Genomic DNA, 20,002 nt, shown 5'->3' on the forward strand with positions numbered 1-20,002 from the left:
TCAGAGGATTGGGCAAGAAACGGACAGGAACACCACATTCGCGATGGCTATGGGGCGGGTATAACTATCGGGTACCCATCGAACGACATGCGAGGATTATCTTATGCGTTATCAAAAACTGGGCAATACCGGTCTGTTTGTGTCTGAACTGTGCCTTGGCACCATGACCTTCGGCGGAGAAGGCGGCATGTGGGGCAAGATTGGTCAGCTGCAGCAAAGTGAAGCCGAGCAGCTGGTGGGCCGTGCACTGGATGCCGGAATTAATTTCATCGATACCGCGGATGTGTATTCGGAAGGGCGCTCGGAGGAGATCACCGGCCAGGCGCTGAAGAACCTGAAAATTCCGCGCGAAAACGTGGTGGTTGCCACCAAAGTGTTTGGCGAAACGGGCACGGCCGGGGTGAACTCCCGCGGCAGTTCGCGCTATCACATCATCAGTAGCGTCAAAGAGAGCCTGCGCCGTCTGCAGCTCGATCATATCGATCTGTATCAGCTCCACGGTTTTGACCCGGCAACCCCGGTCGAAGAGATGCTCTACGCGCTGGATAACCTGGTGCAGCATGGGCACGTGCGTTATATCGGCGTCTCTAACTGGGCGGCGTGGCAGATTGCCAAAGCGCTGGGCATTTCCGAACGCCTTGGACTGGCGCGTTTTGCTTCGCTGCAGGCGTATTATACCATCGCCGGGCGCGATCTTGAGCGTGAACTGATACCGATGATGCAGAGTGAAGGCGTCGGGTTGATGGTCTGGAGCCCACTGGCAGGCGGTCTGCTTAGCGGAAAATATGGCCGTGACGGGCAGAGTGAATCCGGCGGTCGCCGCCTGGAATTTGACTTCCCGCCGGTGAATAAAGAGCGTGCTTTCGATTGCGTGGATGTGATGCGCACTCTGGCCGAGCGCAAGGGTGTCTCTGTGGCGCAAATTGCGCTGGCGTGGTTGCTGCATCAGAAGGCCGTAACCAGCGTCATTATTGGTGCCAAACGTGTCGACCAGCTGGACGACAACATTGCCGCCACCGGGATCCGTTTAAGCGAAGACGAGCTTAAACAGCTTGATGCCGTCAGCGCGCTGCCGCGCGAGTACCCGGGCTGGATGCTGGAGCGGCAGGGTGAATATCGCCGTCATCAGCTCGCACAACAATAACCGTCCTTCCCCCCGGTCTCGCTTCGCTGACCGGGTTTTTTTCCCGCCTTGCTCACAAAAAACGATCCTCCTCTTTGATTGATTTTTCGTCTTCGCCTATATGACTAGTCATGAAATTTCAAATGACTAGTCATATAGGGAGCGATCATGAATCAATTTCTGCCAGCCAATTTTTTATGGGGCAATTCCGTATCCAGTATGCAGACGGAAGGGGCCTGGAATGAGGGAGGAAAGGGAATGTCGGTATATGACATTCTCGAAGCCGGGGAGAACGTTTCTGACTGGAAAGTCGCGACCGATTCCTACCACCGCTATCGGGAAGATTTCGACCTGATGCAGGATCTTGGCATGAACTGCTACCGCTTTCAGATCGCCTGGAGCCGTGTATGTCCACAGGGCGACGGTGACTTCAACGACGAAGGTATCGCCTTTTATGACCGCTTTATTAACGATTTAATTGCCCGCGGCATTGAGCCGATGATCTGCCTCTACCACTTCGATATGCCGCTGGCGCTGGCGCAGGAGTACAACGGTTTTAACGATCGCCGTGTGATGGACGCGTTTATCCGCTACGGCAAAAAGATGATCGACTGTTACGGCGACCGGGTGAAGTACTGGCTGACGTTTAACGAGCAGAACATCTTCCACATGCCGGAAGCCTTCCGGATCTCGGGCTATATGAAAGGCGAGAAAACCCTGCGCGAGCTGTATGAACTGCAGCACCACACCATGGTCGCGCATATGACCCTGACCGAATACCTGCACCAGACCCGTCCGGGCCAGCTGATGGGCGGTATGCTGGCGCACCAGCTGGTCTATCCGGCGACCTGTAAACCGCGTGATATCTTCTGCGCCCAGCAGTATGACGAATTCCTCAACCAGAACCTGCTGCGCGTCTTTGCCGGCCAGGGTTACAGCCCGGCGGTGATGGCGGTCGTTGAACAGCAAGGTTTTGCGGATATCTACCGCGCTGAGGATCTTGCGCTGCTGGCGCGTACCAAAAACGACTATATGGCCTTCAGCTACTATGCCAGTAAAACGCTCGACAGTGATGCGATCCCCGAAGGAACGCCGGTCAACGATTACCTTCTGCACGGTGATAAAAATAACCCGTACCTGAAAGCGACCGAATGGAACTGGCAGATTGATCCGCTGGGCTTTCGCACCATCATCACCCGCTATTACAACGACTGGCGTATGCCAGTATTCCCGATTGAAAACGGTATTGGGGTGATCGAGTCCTGGGACGGTGTGAATCCGATTGAAGATACCTACCGTATTGACTACCACCGGGCGCATATCGAGGCGATGAAACAAGCCATGTTTGAGGATGGCGCAGAGGTGATCGGTTACCTCGGCTGGGGCTTAATCGACATTCTGAGTTCACAGGGAGACATGCGTAAGCGTTACGGCGTGGTCTATGTGAACCGTGAAAACCACGACCTGAAAGACTTAAAGCGCGTACCGAAGAAGAGCTACGCATGGTTGAAACAGGTTATCCATACCAACGGACGCGAGATGTAAGCCGTACGCTGCCGGGCCGTTTTTGTGACTGATTGAAGGGAAATATCCGCTATGTCTGAAACAAAAATAACACCGCATATGCAGTCTTTTGTCGACAGATTTGTTGAGTTCTCGGCGCGCCTGGCAAACCAGGTGCACCTGCGTTCCCTGCGCGATGCCTTCGCCACGGTCATGCCCATTTTCATCCTTGCCGGTCTGGCGGTGCTGGTGAATAACGTGGTATTTCCATGGATTTTTGAAGGCGACACGCTGGTGCATTTTAAGGTGTGGGGCGAGGCGATTATTAACGGTACGCTGAATATCGCCGCGCTGTTGCTGGCACCGATGATTGCCTGGTCGCTGGCACGCAACAAAGACTTCGACAACCCGGTCTCGGCAGTGGTTATCGCCATCAGCAGTTTTATCATTATGATGCCGATGCGCTTACAGCTCACGCCCGTCGGCAGCGACGCCACGGTGAACGTCACGCAGGTGCTGACGTTCTCCAATATTGGCTCAACCGGCATTTTTGCCGGGGTGCTGATTGGTCTGCTCTCAACGGAACTGTTTATCGCCATTTCTCGTCTGAAAGCGCTGCACATTTCTTTAGGTGAAAATGTACCGCCGGCGGTCAGCAAATCGTTTACCGCGCTGATCCCGACGATCCTGACGCTTTCCCTGTTTGCTATACTGGCCGCGCTTCTGGCGAACGTGTTGCACACGGATCTCATCCACCTGATCACCACTTTTATTCAGCAGCCGCTGCGCCTGATCAACACCAGCCTGCCGGGCACGATTTTTATCTATAGCTTTGGTAACTTCCTGTTCACGCTTGGGATCCATCAGTCAGTGGTTAACAGCGTGGTGCTGGAGCCGTTTCTGCTGATCAACACCAACGAGAATATGCTGGCCTTTGCCAACGGTCAGCCTGTCCCACATATCATCAACAATATCTTTGTACCGACCTTTGGTATGGTGGGGGGCACCGGCAGCACGATTTCACTGTTGATTGCCATTTTCGTCTTCTCACGGCAAAAATCGGCGAAACAGGTGGCCCGTTTGTCGCTGGCGCCGGGTCTGTTTAACATCAACGAGCCGGTCATTTTTGGCCTGCCGATTGTGTTCAACCTGCCGCTGATGATCCCCTTTGTGCTGCTACCTGCCATAGGTATCTGGTTTGCGTGGTTCTGTACTACCCTGGGGTTAATGTCGCGCTGTGTGGTTATGATCCCGTGGACAACTCCGCCCATTCTGAGCGCCTGGCTGGCAACGGCAGGGGACTGGCGCGCCGTGGTCGTGCAGTTGGCAATCATTGTATTTGGTGTATTCTTCTACCTGCCTTTCCTCAAAATTGCCGAGAGAGTGGCATTAAAAAACAGCGGGACAGAAAACTAACAGAAAGGAAGGACGATGGCGGCGAAGTACATCACCATAGCGCGGGAAATTAAGAAACGCATTATTAGCCAGCAATACGCCGCCAACGAACCGCTCCCGGACCAGTTTGCCCTGGCGGCGGAGTTCAGCACCAGCCGGATGACCATACAGCAGGCCATACGCCAGTTAATTGTGGAAGGGCTGATCTATACCCGTCAGGGGCAGGGGACGTTTATCCGCAAAAATTTCCTGCAACTCTCGCAGTGGGATCTTTCCGGCAGCGACTACTTCGGTGCAACAAAAACCTGGGAGCATCTGGGCACCGTTTCCAGCGTCGTGGTCCATTTCGAGCTGCGTTTTCCAAACGAGAAGGAGCAGGCCTCGCTGATGATTAACGCCGATGCGCCTGTCTATGACTTTGTTCGGCTGCGTCTGCTCAACGGTGAGCCGATGTCGCTGGACTCCACCGTAATGCCGCTTAATCTGGTGCCCGGTCTGAATAAAAGCCATCTTGAAGGCTCCGTGTTCCGCTACGTGCAGGAGACGCTGGGGCTGAAAATCATGGGGTCGTACCGGGTGGTGCGGGCGCTAAAACCGAACGCGCTGGATATGCAACACCTTATCTGCGAGCAGACCGATCCGGTGCTTGAGGTGGAGCAGGTTATCTATCTGGAGGATGGCACACCGCTTGAGTATGCCCACTGTCACTACCGTTACGACCACGGCGGGATAGTTATCGTCAATAACGGATAAAAAAAGCGGGCATCAGAGCCCGCTTTTTTATTCTCAGACCCGGTCAGCAAAGCGCCACCGGGCAGAGGGTCAGTTCAGACGCACTGGCATACCAGAACGGTTCTGAACGGCCTGGTCAACAATCGCTGTCTCTACATCCGGCTGAGAGGTCACGGACTGCACCGCGCTGTTCAGCGTAACCGGAACGATTTCGTTGTTGTTGATCTGGTCTTCGCTGGTGGACAGCGGGTTGTGTACTTCAATGTAACGGCTGCCATCCGGCTCAGACGTCGCTTTAACCGGTTCGTTGATGAACTGGACGCGGGTACCGACCGGCACGTTTTCGAACAGGAATTTGATGTCTTCGTTACGCAGACGTACGCAGCCGTGGCTTACGCGCAGGCCGATACCGAAGTTGGCGTTGGTCCCGTGAATCGCGTACAGACGGCCAATGTACAGCGCGTACAGACCCATTGGGTTATCCGGGCCTGCCGGTACAACGGCTGGCAGGGGTTCACCCGCAGCGATGTACTCTGCGTGCATTTTGGCGGTTGGCGTCCAGGTTGGGCCTGCTTTCTTACGCTCAACTTTGGTCGTCCAGTTCATTGGGGTGTCTTTACCCAACTGGCCGATACCGATTGGCAGCACGATAACCGTGTTGGTGCCTTTCGGGTAGTAATACAGACGCATTTCCGCGCTGTTGATGACGATACCTTCATGGACGGTATCCGGCAGGATCAGCTGCTGAGGAATGTTCAGCACGGTACCGGCTTTAGGCAGATACGGGTCAACACCCGGATTCGCTTCCAGCATGTTAGACAGGCCCAACTGGTACTGCGCCGCGAAATATTCCAGTGGCTGAGCGTTACCTTCAGGCACCGTGACCACCTGGTTTTGACCAACCAGACGGCTACCGTCTGTCGGCAGCGGATAAGTCACCGCAGAAGCGGTTTTGCAAAAACCTACTACGGCTAACGCCGCCGCAAAAAGCGTTGTTAATTTCATGTTCATGTTGTGCGAGGTATCTAAGCCATTCCGGCGATGAGTTGATAAGTCTGAATCTTGATGGGAGCGCATTATATGTGCATTCCCGCTAACAGGGAATTCAGATGTGTACGAAATCACATTTTTTTCGATTTTGTTAAAGTTTAGCGGATTGCCGCAACGCGGGATCTCAATTCGGAATTGTGGCATAATGCCGTGTTTATCACACTTTTCGCAGGAATCTCCCCGTGTTAGTTACCAGCAACGTCACTATGCAGTTTGGCAGTAAGCCGCTGTTCGAAAACATTTCCGTCAAATTTGGCGGCGGCAACCGTTACGGCCTGATTGGCGCCAACGGTAGCGGTAAATCTACTTTTATGAAAATCCTCGGCGGTGATTTAGAGCCGACGCTGGGCAACGTTTCGCTCGATCCAAACGAGCGCATCGGTAAGCTGCGTCAGGATCAGTTCGCCTTTGAAGAGTTCACCGTCCTTGACACCGTTATCATGGGACACGCGGAGCTGTGGGAAGTGAAGCAGGAGCGCGATCGCATCTACGCGCTGGCGGAGATGAGCGAAGAAGATGGCTACAAAGTGGCCGATCTCGAAGTGCTGTACGGCGAAATGGATGGCTACTCTGCGGAAGCGCGTGCGGGCGAACTGCTGCTGGGTGTGGGTATTCCGGTAGAACAACATTACGGCCCGATGAGCGAAGTCGCGCCAGGCTGGAAACTGCGTGTTCTGCTGGCGCAGGCGCTGTTCTCCAACCCGGATATCCTGCTGCTCGACGAACCGACGAACAACCTGGACATCGACACCATCCGCTGGCTGGAGCAGACGCTGAACGATCGCGACAGCACCATGATCATCATCTCGCACGACCGTCACTTCCTGAACATGGTGTGTACACACATGGCGGACCTGGACTACGGCGAGCTGCGCGTTTATCCGGGCAACTACGATGAGTACATGACGGCAGCCACGCAGGCGCGTGAACGTCTGCTGGCGGATAACGCCAAGAAGAAAGCCCAGATTGCTGATCTGCAGTCTTTCGTCAGCCGCTTCAGCGCGAACGCCTCTAAATCTCGCCAGGCGACCTCTCGTGCGCGTCAGATTGACAAGATCAAGCTTGATGAAGTGAAAGCGTCCAGCCGTCAGAACCCCTTCATCCGCTTCGAGCAGGACAAGAAACTGTTCCGTAATGCGCTGGAAGTGGAAGCCCTGGCTAAAGGTTTTGAAAACGGTCCGCTGTTTAAAAACTTTAACCTGCTGCTGGAAGTGGGCGAGAAGATCGCCATTCTGGGTGCCAACGGCGTGGGTAAATCCACCCTGCTGAAAACCCTGGTCGGCGAACTGCAGCCAGATAACGGTACCGTGAAGTGGTCTGAAAACGCGCAGATTGGTTACTACGCACAGGACCATGAATACGAGTTCGAAAACGACCTGACCGTCTTCGACTGGATGAGCCAGTGGAAGCAAGAAGGCGATGACGAGCAGGCGGTGCGCAGCATTCTGGGTCGTCTGCTGTTCAGCCAGGACGACATCAAGAAGCCTGCTAAAGTACTTTCCGGTGGTGAAAAAGGGCGCATGCTGTTCGGTAAGCTGATGATGGAAAAACCCAATATCCTGGTGATGGATGAACCGACTAACCACCTGGATATGGAATCTATCGAATCGCTGAACATGGCGCTGGAGATGTATCAGGGGACCCTGATCTTCGTCTCTCACGACCGTGAATTCGTCAGCTCGCTGGCGACCCGCGTGATCGAAATTACGCCTGAGCGCGTGGTGGACTTCACCGGTAACTACGAAGATTACCTGCGCAGTAAAGGTATCGAGAGTTAAAAAAAGCCCGGTGGCGCTACGCCTACCGGGCCTGTGTTTGATGTCCTCTCCCGGTGGGAGCGGGCATCAGGCCGAACTAGACCACCCATTCACTCCCTTCAATACCATTCACCAGCAGCGTGCGTTTTTCCCCGGCCGGTAACGATATCTTCAGCGCTTTCCACGCCGGACGATAATCTCCCCGCGCACTGACCTTCAGGTTGATGGTGGCACCGTCGCATGCCATGTCCCATTCCACCCACAGCGCATTGCCGTTCTGATAGCCCCAGCTTTCACCATCGTCTTCAAACAGCAGGCCCGCGGTTGAACCGACGCCTTTCACCGGGAACAGTTTCAGCTCACGGGTAGTGTCTTTTTCCGCGCTGACATGCGTAATGCGTTCGCTGAGCGGCAGACCCGCACCGGCACGTACCAGCAGCGGTAATTTCTCCAGCGGCGCATCACGTACGATCCACTGCCCGCCAGCGAACCACTCATGGGTGTAAAAATCGTACCAGCCCGTTTCGTTATCCGGCAGCCAGACGCGTCGCTCGCGCTGCCCGGCCTCCACCACGCTTGCCACCAGCAGGTCGCGACCCAGCAGGAAATCATCGTTCTCCTCAAACGTCTGCGCATCGTGTTCGTGGTCGAGGAAGGTCGGGCGTAGCATCGGTTCGTCGTCAGCATGCGCCTGCCAGAGCAGGGTATAAAGGTACGGCAGCAGACGATAGCGTAATTCAATGGCACCACGAATAGCCGGCGTCACGCCCGGATACATCCACGGCTCGTTAACGGTGTGGTCATCATTCCATGAGTGAATGGTAAAGCGCGGATGCATCACGCCGTTTTGCACCCAGCGTACAAACAGTTCCGCGTCGGGTTTGTCGCCGGAAAAACCACCGACATCATGCCCCACATTAAACAGCCCGGACAGGCTCATTCCCAGACCCATGCGGGTGTTATAACGCAGGGTGTCCCAGCAGGTACGGTTATCGCCGCTCCAGGTCTGGACGTAACGCTGCATGCCCGCGCAGCCGGAGCGGGAAATGAGATACGGACGTTTTTCCGGGGCAAAACGCTGCTGCGCTTCCAGCGAGGCACGCATCATCAGCAGCGGCATCACCGGGCGAATGTGCTTGATCGCGATTTCCTTGCCAAAGCCGTGGCAGCGGGCTTCGCCATCCCACACTTCATATTCGTTGTTGTCGTTCCAGGTGGAGTCGATCCCCATCTCAAGCAGCTGCGTGGTTACCCCTTCCTGCCACCATTTCACCGTCTGTGGATTGGTAAAATCGAGGTGAGAACCTTCGTCATCCCAGAAGCTGGAGCGTTCTGGCGCGTCGGTTTCTGAATCGCGGATGAACAACCCGTTTTCCGCAACTTCGTTATAGCGCGGGTGATCCTGCAGCAGGCATGGCTTGATGTTGGCCGCCAGCTTTAACCCCGCGTCGTGGAAAGCCTGGGTCATCACCTTCGGCTGCGGCACCTTGTCGTGGTTCCAGTTAAAGACGTAGCGCTTGCCGTTGATCGAGGTATAGCCCGAAGAGAGCTGGAACGAGTCGCAGGGAATAGCATGTTCTTCGCACAGACGAATAAAGTTCATCAGCTGGTTCTGCGCATCCGGCGCGTCGGTGTAATGCATGGTCGAACCGCTGTAACCCAGGCTCCATTTCGGCCCGAAGAGCGTTTTCCCGGTCAGACGCACGAAGGCTTTGGTCACGTCCAGCGCCCGTTTTCCCGTGAACAGGTAGTAATCGATATCGCCCGCTTCCGCCTGCCAGCGACGATAGGCGGTGTGATAGTTGTCAATCTCATTGCCCAGATCCAGCCAGCAGCTGCTCAGGTTGTCGTAGAAGAGACCGTAGCTCACGTCATCGCGACGGGTGAGGGTGAACGGAATATGTTTGTACAGAGGATCGGTGCTGGCCGCGTTGTAGCCCATTGCGTCGAGGTTGCGCATCTCGTAGCGTTTACCGTTACGCTGCAGATCGCCGGCTTTCTCACCCAGACCGTAGAAGCGTTCATCCTTGCGGCGGCTCAGGTAGTGCGCCGCACCGTCGCCATGGGCATTCAGCAGATAGGCACTGGTTGGACGGTCGTTGACCAGCGGCTGCCACTCACCTGCCTCATTGCGGTAGTGCCACTCCAGCCACAGCGGCTGATGCACGGTCACACGCAGCTGTTCGGTGGCAACCGTCAGCACGTCGTCCTGCTGCGTTAGCGTCCAGGCGGGGCAGGTGAAACCACTCAGGTCGTCGCGGCGGCGACCTTCCCACGGCACATCTTGCTGCGGGGCGATGCTCCAGGTGCGATCCAGCGTCAGCTCACCTTTGCGTTTAATCAGCACGCGGAACAGATTTTCTTCCAGCACATACAGGCACAGACGATGCTGGTTATCGACCAGCAGTTCCAGATGATTTGCCGACTGCTTATCAACGGTCCAGTTTTTCAGGGTTTTCATACGCAATACATCCACTAGCAGGCGCGCTTGGCGCGACGTTCAGCAATAAATGCCACCAGGAAAACAGCGCCAATCAGGTCAAAGAACCCCATGGCAATAAAGAGCGGGTTAAAGCCGATTTTGTCGGCGGTCACCCCAATTAACAGGGAGAACAGGAAGCTGGCGATCCAGGCCGCCGAGCCGCGCATGCCGTTAACGGTTGCCATCTGACCTTTATCAAATGACTCCACGACCAGGGCGCTGAGCATGCAGGAGATGATCTGATGCCCGAAACCGCCGATGGAAATCAGCACGATGGTGATATACGGGTCGCGGGTAATGGCCACGACGGCCAGGGAGATCATCAGGAATGCGCCGGTGACGGAGCTGGCCACCACCGAGTTCACACGGCTGCAGCCGAACAGTCGGGCATACAGACGGGTGAGGTAGCCGCTTGCCACGCTGCCGAGGTCCGCGGCAAGGAACGGCAGCCAGGCAAACATCGCAATCTGCTTCAAATCCATGCCGTGCTCTTTGGCGAGATAAAGCGGAACCCAGAAGCTCAGCACGGCCCAGGCCGGTTCGGCCATAAACGCCGGAAGGGCGATACCGTAGAAGCGCTTATTTTTGGAGACATTTTTCAGCGCGGTGAGGAAGGGCAGTTTTACCGCAGGCGGTTCGTTATCCTGCTTGATAAACGCCAGTTCGTCCTTGCTCAGGTTCGGATGCTGTTCCGGGTTGTGGTAAAAAGCCCACCAGAGGATCACCCACAGCAGCGCCAGCACGCCGGTAAACATAAATGCGCCCTGCCAGCCAAACGAGGCGTGCGCGAAATAGATGATGGGCGGTGCCAGCATCGCGCCAATGGAGAACCCTACGCCCGCCCAACCGGCCGCGACAGGACGTTCCGATTTCGGGAACCACTCGCCAATGGTTTTCGCATTCGCCGGCGTGGCGGCCGCTTCAGAAGCACCCATAAAGAAGCGCAGAATAGCCAGGTGCAGCCAGCTGCCCGCCCCGGCGTGGAAAATACACATCAGCGCCCAGATCCCGGCGCAAACCATAAAGCCAATCTTCAGACCAATCACGTCGATCAACCAGCCGCACAGAGGCTGGAAAATGGTGTAGGCAATCTGAAATGCCCCGACGATCCAGGAGTATTGCTCGGTGGTGATCCCAAGGCTCTCTTTCAACTCAGGGGCGAGAATACCCAGCGAGTTTCGGGTGATGTAGTTAACGGTGACGCCCAGTAAGAACAGCACCAGCACATACCAGCGCAGGTTCTTAATGACGCGACGGGTTTTGCTTGTCGCAACGGTGTTATTGATGTCCTGACTCATTTTACTCTCCACAAGACGGACGGTAAGGGGACGGAGGTTCAGGTGTCACACAGATTTTTATGGCTTTGATTTCTATCCGTTTTAATTTCGAAGTTGCTATACAACTAGTATGGAAGTGGTGTGACAAATTCACCTTAAGGGAGAAAATGAGCGGGCAATAGTGGATTTTGTGCAAAATTTCTCATCAATGACATAAATCATCTGGCATGATGCTTTTCATGCCAGTTACTGCCTGATGAGTACGCTATGAAAATTTTTTCATTTCGCAAATGGAGCCAGATCACAAAATGGACAAAAGGCTAAAAATCACCGAAATTGCCGCCCGCACACAGCTCTCCATCAGCACCGTGTCGCGGGTGCTGGCAGGAAAAGCGAACACCAGTGAAAAAGCGCGCGCCAGAGTACTGGCTTGTGCGCGGGAGCTGGGGGTGATGGACGGTCTGGCGGCGGGGCGTCTACTGCTCAACAGCCTGGTAGTTTTTGCGCCACAGCGCGCCTTTGACGAGCGGTCCGACATCTTTTACTACCGCGTGATTCAGAGCGTGAGTAAAGGCCTTGCTTCCCACGATGTCCGTCTGCGTTATTGCGCGCTGGAAGAAAATGACAGCGACGCACAGCTTTTTCTGGCACGGATGAACGAGCCGGAGACACAGGCCGCTATTCTTCTCGGTATCGACGATCCGCATATCCACGATCTGGCGGTGGATGTGGGTAAACCCTGCATGCTGATTAACTGCCGCGACCGGCATATGCGCCTGCCTGCAGTGGCACCGGACCACCGCGCGATAGGTGAGCGGGCCGCGGACTATCTGTTTGAAATGGGACACCGTGAGGTGATGAATGTCCTCTGCCTGCGGCGTTACACCATGGAACTGCGTCTGGCCGGGATCCGCGATGCGTGGCAATCTCACAACCTGAAATTCAACGATAAACGCGATCTGCTGGTGGCTCCGAGCTTCAGCGCGCGTGAAACGGAAGAGCTGGTCACCTCCTGGCTCCGTCAAATGCAGGGTAAGGATCTGCCCACCGCATTTTTGGTCGGCGGCGATTTTATGGCGGCGGGCACCATCAGTGCGCTGCAAAAACAGGGCTTGCGCGTGCCGCAGGATATCTCGGTGATGAGCATTGACGGGTTTAATCTGGCGGCCATTCAGGATGTTCCGCTCACGGCGGTGCACGTACCGCGCGATGAACTGGGAACCGAAGCGGTGCATATGCTTCAGCAACGGCTGATGCGCCCGGATGCGCCGGTGGGAACATTATTGCTTAACGGCACGCTGGCCGTGCGGGGATCTGTCCGGCGGATACGTCAGGGGAAACGACGCACCGCCGTGGAGCGGGAAGGGTTATACGACAGTTAAGCCATGCCCAGTGCACGCTTGCCGTGAATATTCAGATCGTTCACGGTAAAGCGGTCCTGCCAGTTTTTTTCATAATCTTCGCGTGGGAAATCGCCCGGCGATGCACCGGTTTCCAGCGCTGCTTTCACTTTTTTCGCATAGGCGAGATTTTTCTCGCACATCGGGGCGGCAGGGATATACATCACGTTGCCCCAGCCTTGCTGATTTTCCACCGGCGCCACGGAGTGGATCACATCGCAGTGCCACCACACGGAATCGCCTGCTTCCAGTGCAGGGATGCTGCTCAGCGCTTCGATTAGCAGCGGATGCCATTTCTCGGAGACCGGCAGGACGCGTCCCGGCGCGACGCCGCAGAGTTCATCTTCCGGGACATCATCCAGCAGCGGACGCAGCAGAATGTAGGCCATCGCTTCCGGAATAGGCACCACATGCAGCAACCCCTGACCCGGGATCATATCTGACAGCGCCGTCCAGCCCTGGAAGGTGCGGAATACAGAACATTTTGTGGTGTTATCCACGGTGTACTCTTCCACTTCGGTACGGTGTGCGGCGTTCCACGGATCGTATTTATCCACGTTGCCGTCAAAAACGCGGGCAAAGACCTGCTGATAGGCCGGCAGCAGCCAGCGCTCCAGCGCGCCGGAATCGGTATGCGCGCCCAACCCTTTAGAGGTGGTACCCGGTGGGCGACGACGAATACGGTCCGGATAAATGACGCTGACGTCCGGATCGAACCACTGTTTGCCATTACTCTCGAATGTCCATAAACGGTTCAGGAACGACTGTACCTGCGCCATCTCTTCACTCTGGCGGGCCTGCATTTGCGCCTGCGACCAGTAGATAGGGTAAATTTCCGGACGTGAGGCGGTTAAGGTACCAAAGAAGTTATCGCCCGGACCTTTATAGACCTCATCAAACCGGTTGAGATCGAGGTAGTCGAGCATCGATTGATCCCACGCCAGCGCCTGCTCGCGGGGGAAGTGACCTTTAATCACCGCGCAGCCACGGCGTTTGACCGCGTCACGCTGTGCCTGGGTGATTGTCCCGTTTTTCACATCCGCAAACGGGATAACCGGCCAGACGGTTTCACCTTTGTTCTTCAGGGCATTAATTTCCGCCACGCGGGTCGCGATTTTATCGCTGAGCGTGTCGAATACCGCCTGAACGTCTCCGATCTGCGCACGTAGTTCACGCTTCAACTGACGAATCGCTGCTTTATGGTCCGCAGGCAAACTTTCACTGGTAAACGTCATAACTGCCTCGCATCTTTCATTCGAAAGTAAAAATATCTACAAGTGATACTTTAAGTTAAAAATTAGTTAATGCAAGTTTAAATGTTTGACGTGTGCCACAGGATGGAAAAAGAGTGAGGTGCCGGAGCAGTGCTCCGGCAAGAGAGAGATTACGCGTCGAACGGGGAGTGGTCGTCAAGCACGGCCTGAATCACATTCAGTGCGCCCTGGTGGTTGTTGTCATCCGTGCTGTAGCGGCAGATCGTTTTAATGCTCTGCGCCGCGTTGCCCATGGCAAAATTGTATTTCACCAGCTTCAGCATTTCCGCATCGTTGCCGCTGTCGCCGATGGCCACGCACGCCTTTGGGGAGATTTTCCAGCGCTTCAGCAGACGGCTAATGCCGTTGGCTTTGTGCAGGCCCGGGATAATTAAATCGACAAACCCAAAACCGCTGGTGACGGGTTTCATAATCCCGTCGAGGGAGACGTGCAGTTTGTCGACAAGATTCGGGATATCGCTGTCCGGCAGATTCAGGGAGAATTTGAACAGCACGTCGTCAATTTCGCGGTAATCACGGATGCGTTTTAAGCGGTGGTAGTGCTTTGACATGAGCGCCACAAACGCGTCCGGCGCCCGTTCGCTGACGTAGGCGCTCTCCAGCCCACAGGCCACAAAGTTGAGCGCGTTGTCTTTCAGCAACTCGCCAATGACAATTTGCGACTCATGGCGGGTCAGTTCACCGTGAAAAATCTGCTCACCGTGATCGAACACCAGCGCGCCATTTTCCGCCACGAAGGAGATCTGATCTTTCAGTTCCGGGAAGAAGGAGATGAGCTGGTAATACTGGTTGCCGCTGGCGACAACAAATTCAATATTACGGGATTTAAGCTGCTCAAACTGTGCCTGAAAGCGGTCGCGGTCGTACTGCTTGGCATCATCAAGGAAAGTTCCGTCCATATCGGTGACGATAACTTTTACGGTCATACTGTGCTCCTGAGTCACTGCGTTTGAAACATTCTAATAACAAGGTGACGGAGAGCACAAATTTAATTTCATTCGAAAGTCAAAGCAAAGCGGCAACCGAAATTGCCGCTTAAAGACAGGTTCCCTCTCCTTGATGGGAGAGGGCATAAGTCTGAAGAGAGTTAAAGCGTGTGTTCGGTACGCGCAATAATATCGTCCTGCGCATCCGGCGACAGGGCGGTAAAGAACGCGGAGTACCCTGCGACGCGCACCACCAGGTCGCGATACTGGTCCGGGTGTTTCTTCGCCTCCAGCAGCGTTTCACGCGAAACGATGTTGTACTGAATATGCCAGCCTTTGTGCACTTCAAAGAAGGTACGCAGAAGCACCATCAGTTTCTGACGGTCACTGTCATTTTCCAGCGTCGACGGATTGAGCTTCTGGTTTAACAGTACCCCGCCGAGGATCGCTTCGGTTGGCAGTTTGCCGACAGAGCCAATTACCGCCGTCGGGCCGAGGTGGTCAGTACCGGAGGCCGGGCTGGCTCCTTCTGCCAGCGGAGTATGCGCCTTACGTCCATCCGGGGTTGCCATCGTTGCCGCGCCAAACGGCACGTTCGCGGAGATAGATGACGTGCCGGCATAGTAGTTCCCGCCAAGCGGACCACGGCCATAGCGCGGGTTATGGTACTGCTTCAGCTCGGCGATATAGGTTTCGTAGGCACGGGTCAGCAGCATATCCACGCTGTCGTCATCGTTACCGTATTTTGGCGCGCCGTTGATCAGCCGCTGACGCAGCTGCTCGTGGGTCAGCCCGTCGAAATCATCGGCCAGAGCGGCGGCCAGCTGTTGCTGACCTATCGTACCCTGTTCGAAGACCAGTTTTTTCACCGCGGCCAGGCTGTTGCCCAGGTTAGCAATACCCACCTGCAGGCCTGACACCCAGTCATACTTCGCGCCGCCTTGTTTGATGCTTTTCGCGCGTTCTATACAGTCATCTACCAGCGCTGAGCAGAGAATATCGGGGACGTTCTCTTCCAGCATCGTGTCCACCACATACTCAATCTCGATAGATTTGCGGGTGTAGTAACGGATCTGGGTATCCCACGCCGCCATCACCTCTTCGAAGTTATCGAAGTTACCGGCAGAGAGTGCTTTCTCCTGTGGCAGGAATACCTTACCGCTGGTGGCATCGCGGCCGCCTTCCAGCGCTGCCAGCATCACGCGGGCGAAGTTGATAAAGCTCATGCCGGTGCAGCGATAACCCCATTTGCCACCCACTGCGGTTTCGATGCAGCCAATCGCGGCATAGTCATAGGCATCCTCTTTTTCGACGCCGAGCTTGATAAATTCCGGAATGACAATCTCATCGTTGTTGAACGCGGGCATACCAAAGCCGCAGCGGATCACCTGCACGCAGGCGTCGAGGAAGTCATTGCTCATGCCCGCATGATAACGCACGCTCAGGTTTGGCTGCGTGGAGCGCAGGCGACCGCAGGATTCCAGAATCGCGTAGCTGAGCGGGTTGACCGCGTCCATAGGCTCACCGTTGATCAGCGTCTGTCCACCGATGGTGACGTTCTGATACAGCGGGCTACCCGCTGAAGCTTTGGAGTGCGAACCGGAGCGGATTTTGTTCACTTCCAGCAGCTTCAGCCAGCAGCTGTGCAGCAGCTCGATAGCATGTTCGCGGTCGAGGCTCTGGTTCAGCTCCACGTCGCGGCGGTAGTACGGATAGAGGTACTGGTCCATGCGGGCAAACGAGACGGAGTGGCCGTTGGACTCAATCTGCAGAATCAGCTGAATGAAGTAGCACAGCTGCAGCGCCTGCCAGAAGGTTGTTGGCGGCTGATGGGCGATTACATCACAGTTTTCTGCCATCGCCAGCAGCTCGTCGCGACGGCTTTCACGGGATTCGGTTGCCGCCATTTCACGCGCCAGCGCGGCGAAACGTTCGATGTGCAGGCTGACCGCTTCCAGCACAATATCGATCGCTTTCAGGAACTGTTCCCCGTGAAGATCGTCGAGCACCGTCAGGTTGATACGCGAACGACGCTCGGCCACTTTGTCGCGCAGACCATCAAGGCCTTTCTCCAGCAGCAGCGGGAAGTTAACAGCCAGGTGTGCGTCGCCGGAGGTCATGTTGCCTTCCGCTTTGATAATGCCGGTTTCCAGCAGCCCTTTTTGCTCGTCGGTGAACATGCCGTAGCAGCGATCCTGCACCGTCTGGCCGCGCCACCATGGGCAGATCTCATGCAATACGCGCTTGTTTTCTTCGCTCACCGCAAAGCCTGCGCCCGGACGGTCCGCCAGATCGTCAATCTCTTTTTCAATCCACGAGACGGTGTATTCCGGGAAAATTGGCGCGGCGCGGACTTCACTGGCCTGGTTACCGATGATCAGCTCATCGTGTTTTATCCAGATGGTGCGCTGCGCGAGGTGATGCGCCAGCGCCAGCGCGCGACGCACCGGGATCGGCTTGTCCATATGCTGTTGGTACATCTCGGTGTAATGCAGGGCGCGCTCGGTACAGACCGGCGGCTTCACGATATGCACGAGGGCCGTTTTGTGTGCTTTTATGCGCTCGCTAAGGGTGCTGAGATTCAGGGTCGTCATAAGTTTATCCTCGTAAGGTCGCGGTTAACCCTTTCTGGCAGGCGTACTGCTGTGCGAAGTCCAGAAGCGCAGGATCATCCAGCGGTTTATCAGGGGCAGAGTAGGGTTGGCCGAGCAGGGTATATTTGTTCATGCCCAGCGTGTGGTACGGCAGAAAATGGATCTCGCGGACGTTGAGTTCGTCTGCGGCAAAATTGGTGATGGCGGTAATCGACGCTTCATCGGCGTTGAAGCCCTGAATCAGCGGTACGCGGATGGTGACCTGTTTACCGGCGGCGGCCAGGCGTTTCAGGTTATCAAGGATCCGTTTGGCGGAACCGTCGGTCCACTGTTTGAACGTCCTGCCATCAACGTGTTTCAGGTCTGCCAGGAACAGATCGACATACGGTAATGACGGTGCAATATAATGCCATGGCACGTGGAGACAGGTTTCCACGGCGGTATGTATGCCTTGCTCATGGCTGGCTTTAAACAGGGCATGAGCCAGATCGGGATTCATAAACGGTTCACCGCCGGACAGGGTTATCCCGCCGCCGCTGCGGTCATAGAAGGGCTTGTCGCGCAGTACGGTGGACATAATCTCTTCAACCTGCTTTTCTTCACCACAGACGGTGAGCGCCTGCGTTGGGCAGCAGTCGGTGAGGGCGTCGAGAGTCTTTTCGTTAAGCTTTTCACGGTGGATAACCAGCCCATTCAGCGCACGATCGATAATGCCCGGCGCCGCTTTCTGGCACAGGTCGCAGCCTTCCAGGCACAGCCGCGCGTCAAAGAGCACATCCCGGTGGCGGGAGCGGCTTTCCGGATTCTGGCACCAGCGACAGCCCAGCGAGCAGCCTTTCAGGAACACCACGGTACGAATACCGGGGCCATCGTGGGTAGAGTAACGCTGAATATTGAAGATCATGTTTTCGCCTCTCATCTTGCATATGAAGATTAAATTACTTTCGAATGAAAGTTATCTTGATGCAGGTCAACTCCTGAGCAGGTTTTGTCGTGATAGGGTAAGTGCAGGCTAAATTTGAGGGTTACATCATGGAACTTTATCTCGATACTTCCGACGTCGCGGCAGTGAAACGGCTGGCGCGTATCTTCCCGCTGGCGGGCGTGACCACGAACCCCAGTATCGTGGCGGCAGGGAAAACGCCGCTTGAGGCGCTGCTACCGGCGCTGCAGGATGCGCTCGGCGGGAAAGGTCGCCTGTTCGCGCAGGTCATGGCGACCACCGCTGAAGGGATGGTGGAAGAGGCGCGTAAACTGCGCACCATTATCAACGATCTGGTGGTTAAAGTGCCGGTAACGGCGGAAGGTCTGGCGGCGATCAAAATGCTGAAAGCGGAAGGGATCCCGACGCTGGGTACGGCGGTGTACGGTGCAGCACAAGGGATGCTGTCCGCGCTGGCGGGCGCTGAGTATGTTGCCCCTTACGTTAACCGCGTGGACGCGCAGGGCGGGGACGGGATCCAGACGGTGGTTGAACTGCAGCAGCTTCTGACGCTGCATGCCCCGCAGTCAAAAGTGCTGGCCGCGAGCTTCAAAACGCCGCGTCAGGCACTGGACTGCCTGCTGGCCGGTTGTGAATCCATCACCCTGCCGCTGGATGTTGCTCAGCAGTTTATTACTTCGCCTGCGGTGGATGCGGCAATAGTGAAGTTTGAGCAGGACTGGCAAGGGGCGTTTGGCAGAACGACGCTCTGATACGGTTGCCGGGTTATGCTAACGCTTACCCGGCAACCATTTAGCGTCCGCATACCTCGCAGCCGGGGTTGCGCATCAGTTTCATCTCGCGGAACTGGCAGGTCATCGCGTCATACATCACGATTTTCCCCGCGGCAGGCGCCCCGTAATGCGCGAGCACTTTGATCGCTTCCATGGCCTGCAACGAACCTATGACGCCGACTAACGGAGCCATGACTCCCGCCTCCACGCAGGTGAGGGCGTTCTCGCCAAACAGACGGCTCAGGCAGCGATAGCAGGGTTCGCCCCCGGCGTAGGTAAAGACGCTGATTTGACCTTCCATGCGAATGGCGGCACCGGAGACCAGCGGCGTTTTGTGGGCAAAACATCCTGCATTCAACTGATTGCGAATGGTGACGTTATCGGTACAGTCCAGCACCAGATCGTGTCGTGCTATCTGTGCCGACAGCGCCTCATCATCCAGCAGGGCGTCAATCAGGGTGAACTTCACATTAGGATTGATGCGCGCCAGCGCCGCGCGGGCCGATTCCACTTTGGGCTGGCCGAGGGTCGCGTCGCTGTGCAGCGTCTGGCGCTGAAGGTTCGACACCGACACGGTATCAAAATCCAGCAGCGTCATATTGCCCACCCCCGCCGCGGCCAGATACTGGGCCGCAGCGCAGCCCAGCCCCCCCAGCCCCACGACCAGCACCCGTGCTGCCTTAAGCGCTTCCTGGCCGTCGAAATCAAAACCGCGCAGAACAATCTGGCGGTTATAGCGCATCATCTCCTGGTCGCTGAGTTCAGCCGTCATG

Annotated in this window: 15 protein-coding genes; 7 read left to right on the forward strand and 8 right to left on the reverse strand. The window is 55.9% G+C overall.

What is annotated here, in order from left to right; all coding sequences use genetic code 11:
• Positions 1–103: 103 nt before the first annotated feature.
• From QMG44_RS03235 to QMG44_RS03250, 4 genes are all read left to right on the forward strand, one after another.
• On the forward strand, positions 104–1,144 hold the full coding sequence (locus QMG44_RS03235; RefSeq protein ID WP_014169266.1) for an aldo/keto reductase: 1,041 nt from the start codon (positions 104–106) through the stop codon (positions 1,142–1,144).
• Between the two features lie 147 nt (positions 1,145–1,291).
• The gene (locus QMG44_RS03240) at positions 1,292–2,668 is read left to right on the forward strand and encodes a glycoside hydrolase family 1 protein (protein ID WP_086532761.1); all 1,377 of its coding nucleotides are present in this window, start codon (positions 1,292–1,294) and stop codon (positions 2,666–2,668) included.
• A 51-nt stretch (positions 2,669–2,719) separates the two neighbouring features.
• Positions 2,720–4,042, forward strand: coding sequence for a PTS sugar transporter subunit IIC (locus tag QMG44_RS03245; protein ID WP_020884903.1), 1,323 nt, complete (start codon positions 2,720–2,722; stop codon positions 4,040–4,042).
• Between the two features lie 15 nt (positions 4,043–4,057).
• Entirely contained in the window at positions 4,058–4,774 is a 717-nt protein-coding gene (locus tag QMG44_RS03250; protein ID WP_014169269.1) for a GntR family transcriptional regulator, read from the forward strand.
• A gap of 69 nt (positions 4,775–4,843) precedes the next feature.
• Here QMG44_RS03250 and ldtB read toward each other — a convergent pair whose 3' ends face one another.
• Positions 4,844–5,764: a L,D-transpeptidase gene (gene ldtB / locus QMG44_RS03255; protein WP_025204618.1), complete on the reverse strand. Its 921-nt coding sequence runs from the start codon at positions 5,762–5,764 to the stop codon at positions 4,844–4,846.
• 221 nt (positions 5,765–5,985) lie between these two features.
• Between ldtB and QMG44_RS03260 the strand changes: the two genes are divergently transcribed.
• Positions 5,986–7,581, forward strand: a complete 1,596-nt coding sequence (locus QMG44_RS03260; RefSeq protein WP_014169271.1) for an ABC-F family ATPase — start codon at positions 5,986–5,988, stop codon at positions 7,579–7,581.
• Positions 7,582–7,657: 76 nt separating this feature from the next.
• Here the strand turns inward: QMG44_RS03260 and QMG44_RS03265 are convergent, their stop codons facing one another.
• A complete protein-coding gene (locus QMG44_RS03265) occupies positions 7,658–10,021 on the reverse strand; it encodes a TIM-barrel domain-containing protein (protein ID WP_123266843.1) in 2,364 nt (787 codons plus the stop codon).
• A gap of 14 nt (positions 10,022–10,035) precedes the next feature.
• Positions 10,036–11,340: an MFS transporter gene (locus QMG44_RS03270; protein WP_086532759.1), complete on the reverse strand. Its 1,305-nt coding sequence runs from the start codon at positions 11,338–11,340 to the stop codon at positions 10,036–10,038.
• 287 nt (positions 11,341–11,627) lie between these two features.
• On the opposite strand from QMG44_RS03270, the gene QMG44_RS03275 reads away from it, so the two are divergent.
• The gene (locus tag QMG44_RS03275; RefSeq protein WP_047366374.1) at positions 11,628–12,701 is read left to right on the forward strand and encodes a LacI family DNA-binding transcriptional regulator; all 1,074 of its coding nucleotides are present in this window, start codon (positions 11,628–11,630) and stop codon (positions 12,699–12,701) included.
• On the opposite strand, the gene QMG44_RS03280 is transcribed toward QMG44_RS03275, so the two are convergent.
• The 4 genes from QMG44_RS03280 to QMG44_RS03295 all read right to left on the reverse strand — a co-directional run bounded on the left by QMG44_RS03280 (position 12,698) and on the right by QMG44_RS03295 (position 18,417).
• Positions 12,698–13,954: a DUF1479 domain-containing protein gene (locus QMG44_RS03280; RefSeq protein ID WP_014169275.1), complete on the reverse strand. Its 1,257-nt coding sequence runs from the start codon at positions 13,952–13,954 to the stop codon at positions 12,698–12,700. The two genes, QMG44_RS03275 and QMG44_RS03280, sit on opposite strands and share 4 nt — an antisense overlap.
• Positions 13,955–14,103: 149 nt before the next feature.
• Complete coding sequence (locus QMG44_RS03285; protein WP_281852993.1) at positions 14,104–14,919, reverse strand: Cof-type HAD-IIB family hydrolase; 816 nt, start codon at positions 14,917–14,919, stop codon at positions 14,104–14,106.
• 161 nt (positions 14,920–15,080) lie between these two features.
• The gene (locus QMG44_RS03290) at positions 15,081–17,513 is read right to left on the reverse strand and encodes a formate C-acetyltransferase/glycerol dehydratase family glycyl radical enzyme (RefSeq protein WP_020884896.1); all 2,433 of its coding nucleotides are present in this window, start codon (positions 17,511–17,513) and stop codon (positions 15,081–15,083) included.
• 4 nt (positions 17,514–17,517) lie between these two features.
• Entirely contained in the window at positions 17,518–18,417 is a 900-nt protein-coding gene (locus tag QMG44_RS03295; RefSeq protein WP_044867952.1) for a glycyl-radical enzyme activating protein, read from the reverse strand.
• Positions 18,418–18,545: 128 nt separating this feature from the next.
• Here QMG44_RS03295 and fsa point away from each other — a divergent pair, with 128 nt between their 5' ends.
• Positions 18,546–19,208, forward strand: a complete 663-nt coding sequence (gene fsa / locus QMG44_RS03300) for a fructose-6-phosphate aldolase (RefSeq protein ID WP_020884894.1) — start codon at positions 18,546–18,548, stop codon at positions 19,206–19,208.
• 40 nt (positions 19,209–19,248) lie between these two features.
• On the opposite strand, the gene moeB is transcribed toward fsa, so the two are convergent.
• A complete protein-coding gene (moeB, locus tag QMG44_RS03305; protein WP_063156227.1) occupies positions 19,249–20,001 on the reverse strand; it encodes a molybdopterin-synthase adenylyltransferase MoeB in 753 nt (250 codons plus the stop codon).
• Position 20,002: the final 1 nt, after the last annotated feature.

Source organism: Enterobacter sp. 200527-13, from assembly GCF_027924865.1.
Taxonomy (GTDB): Bacteria; Pseudomonadota; Gammaproteobacteria; order Enterobacterales; family Enterobacteriaceae; genus Enterobacter; species Enterobacter ludwigii.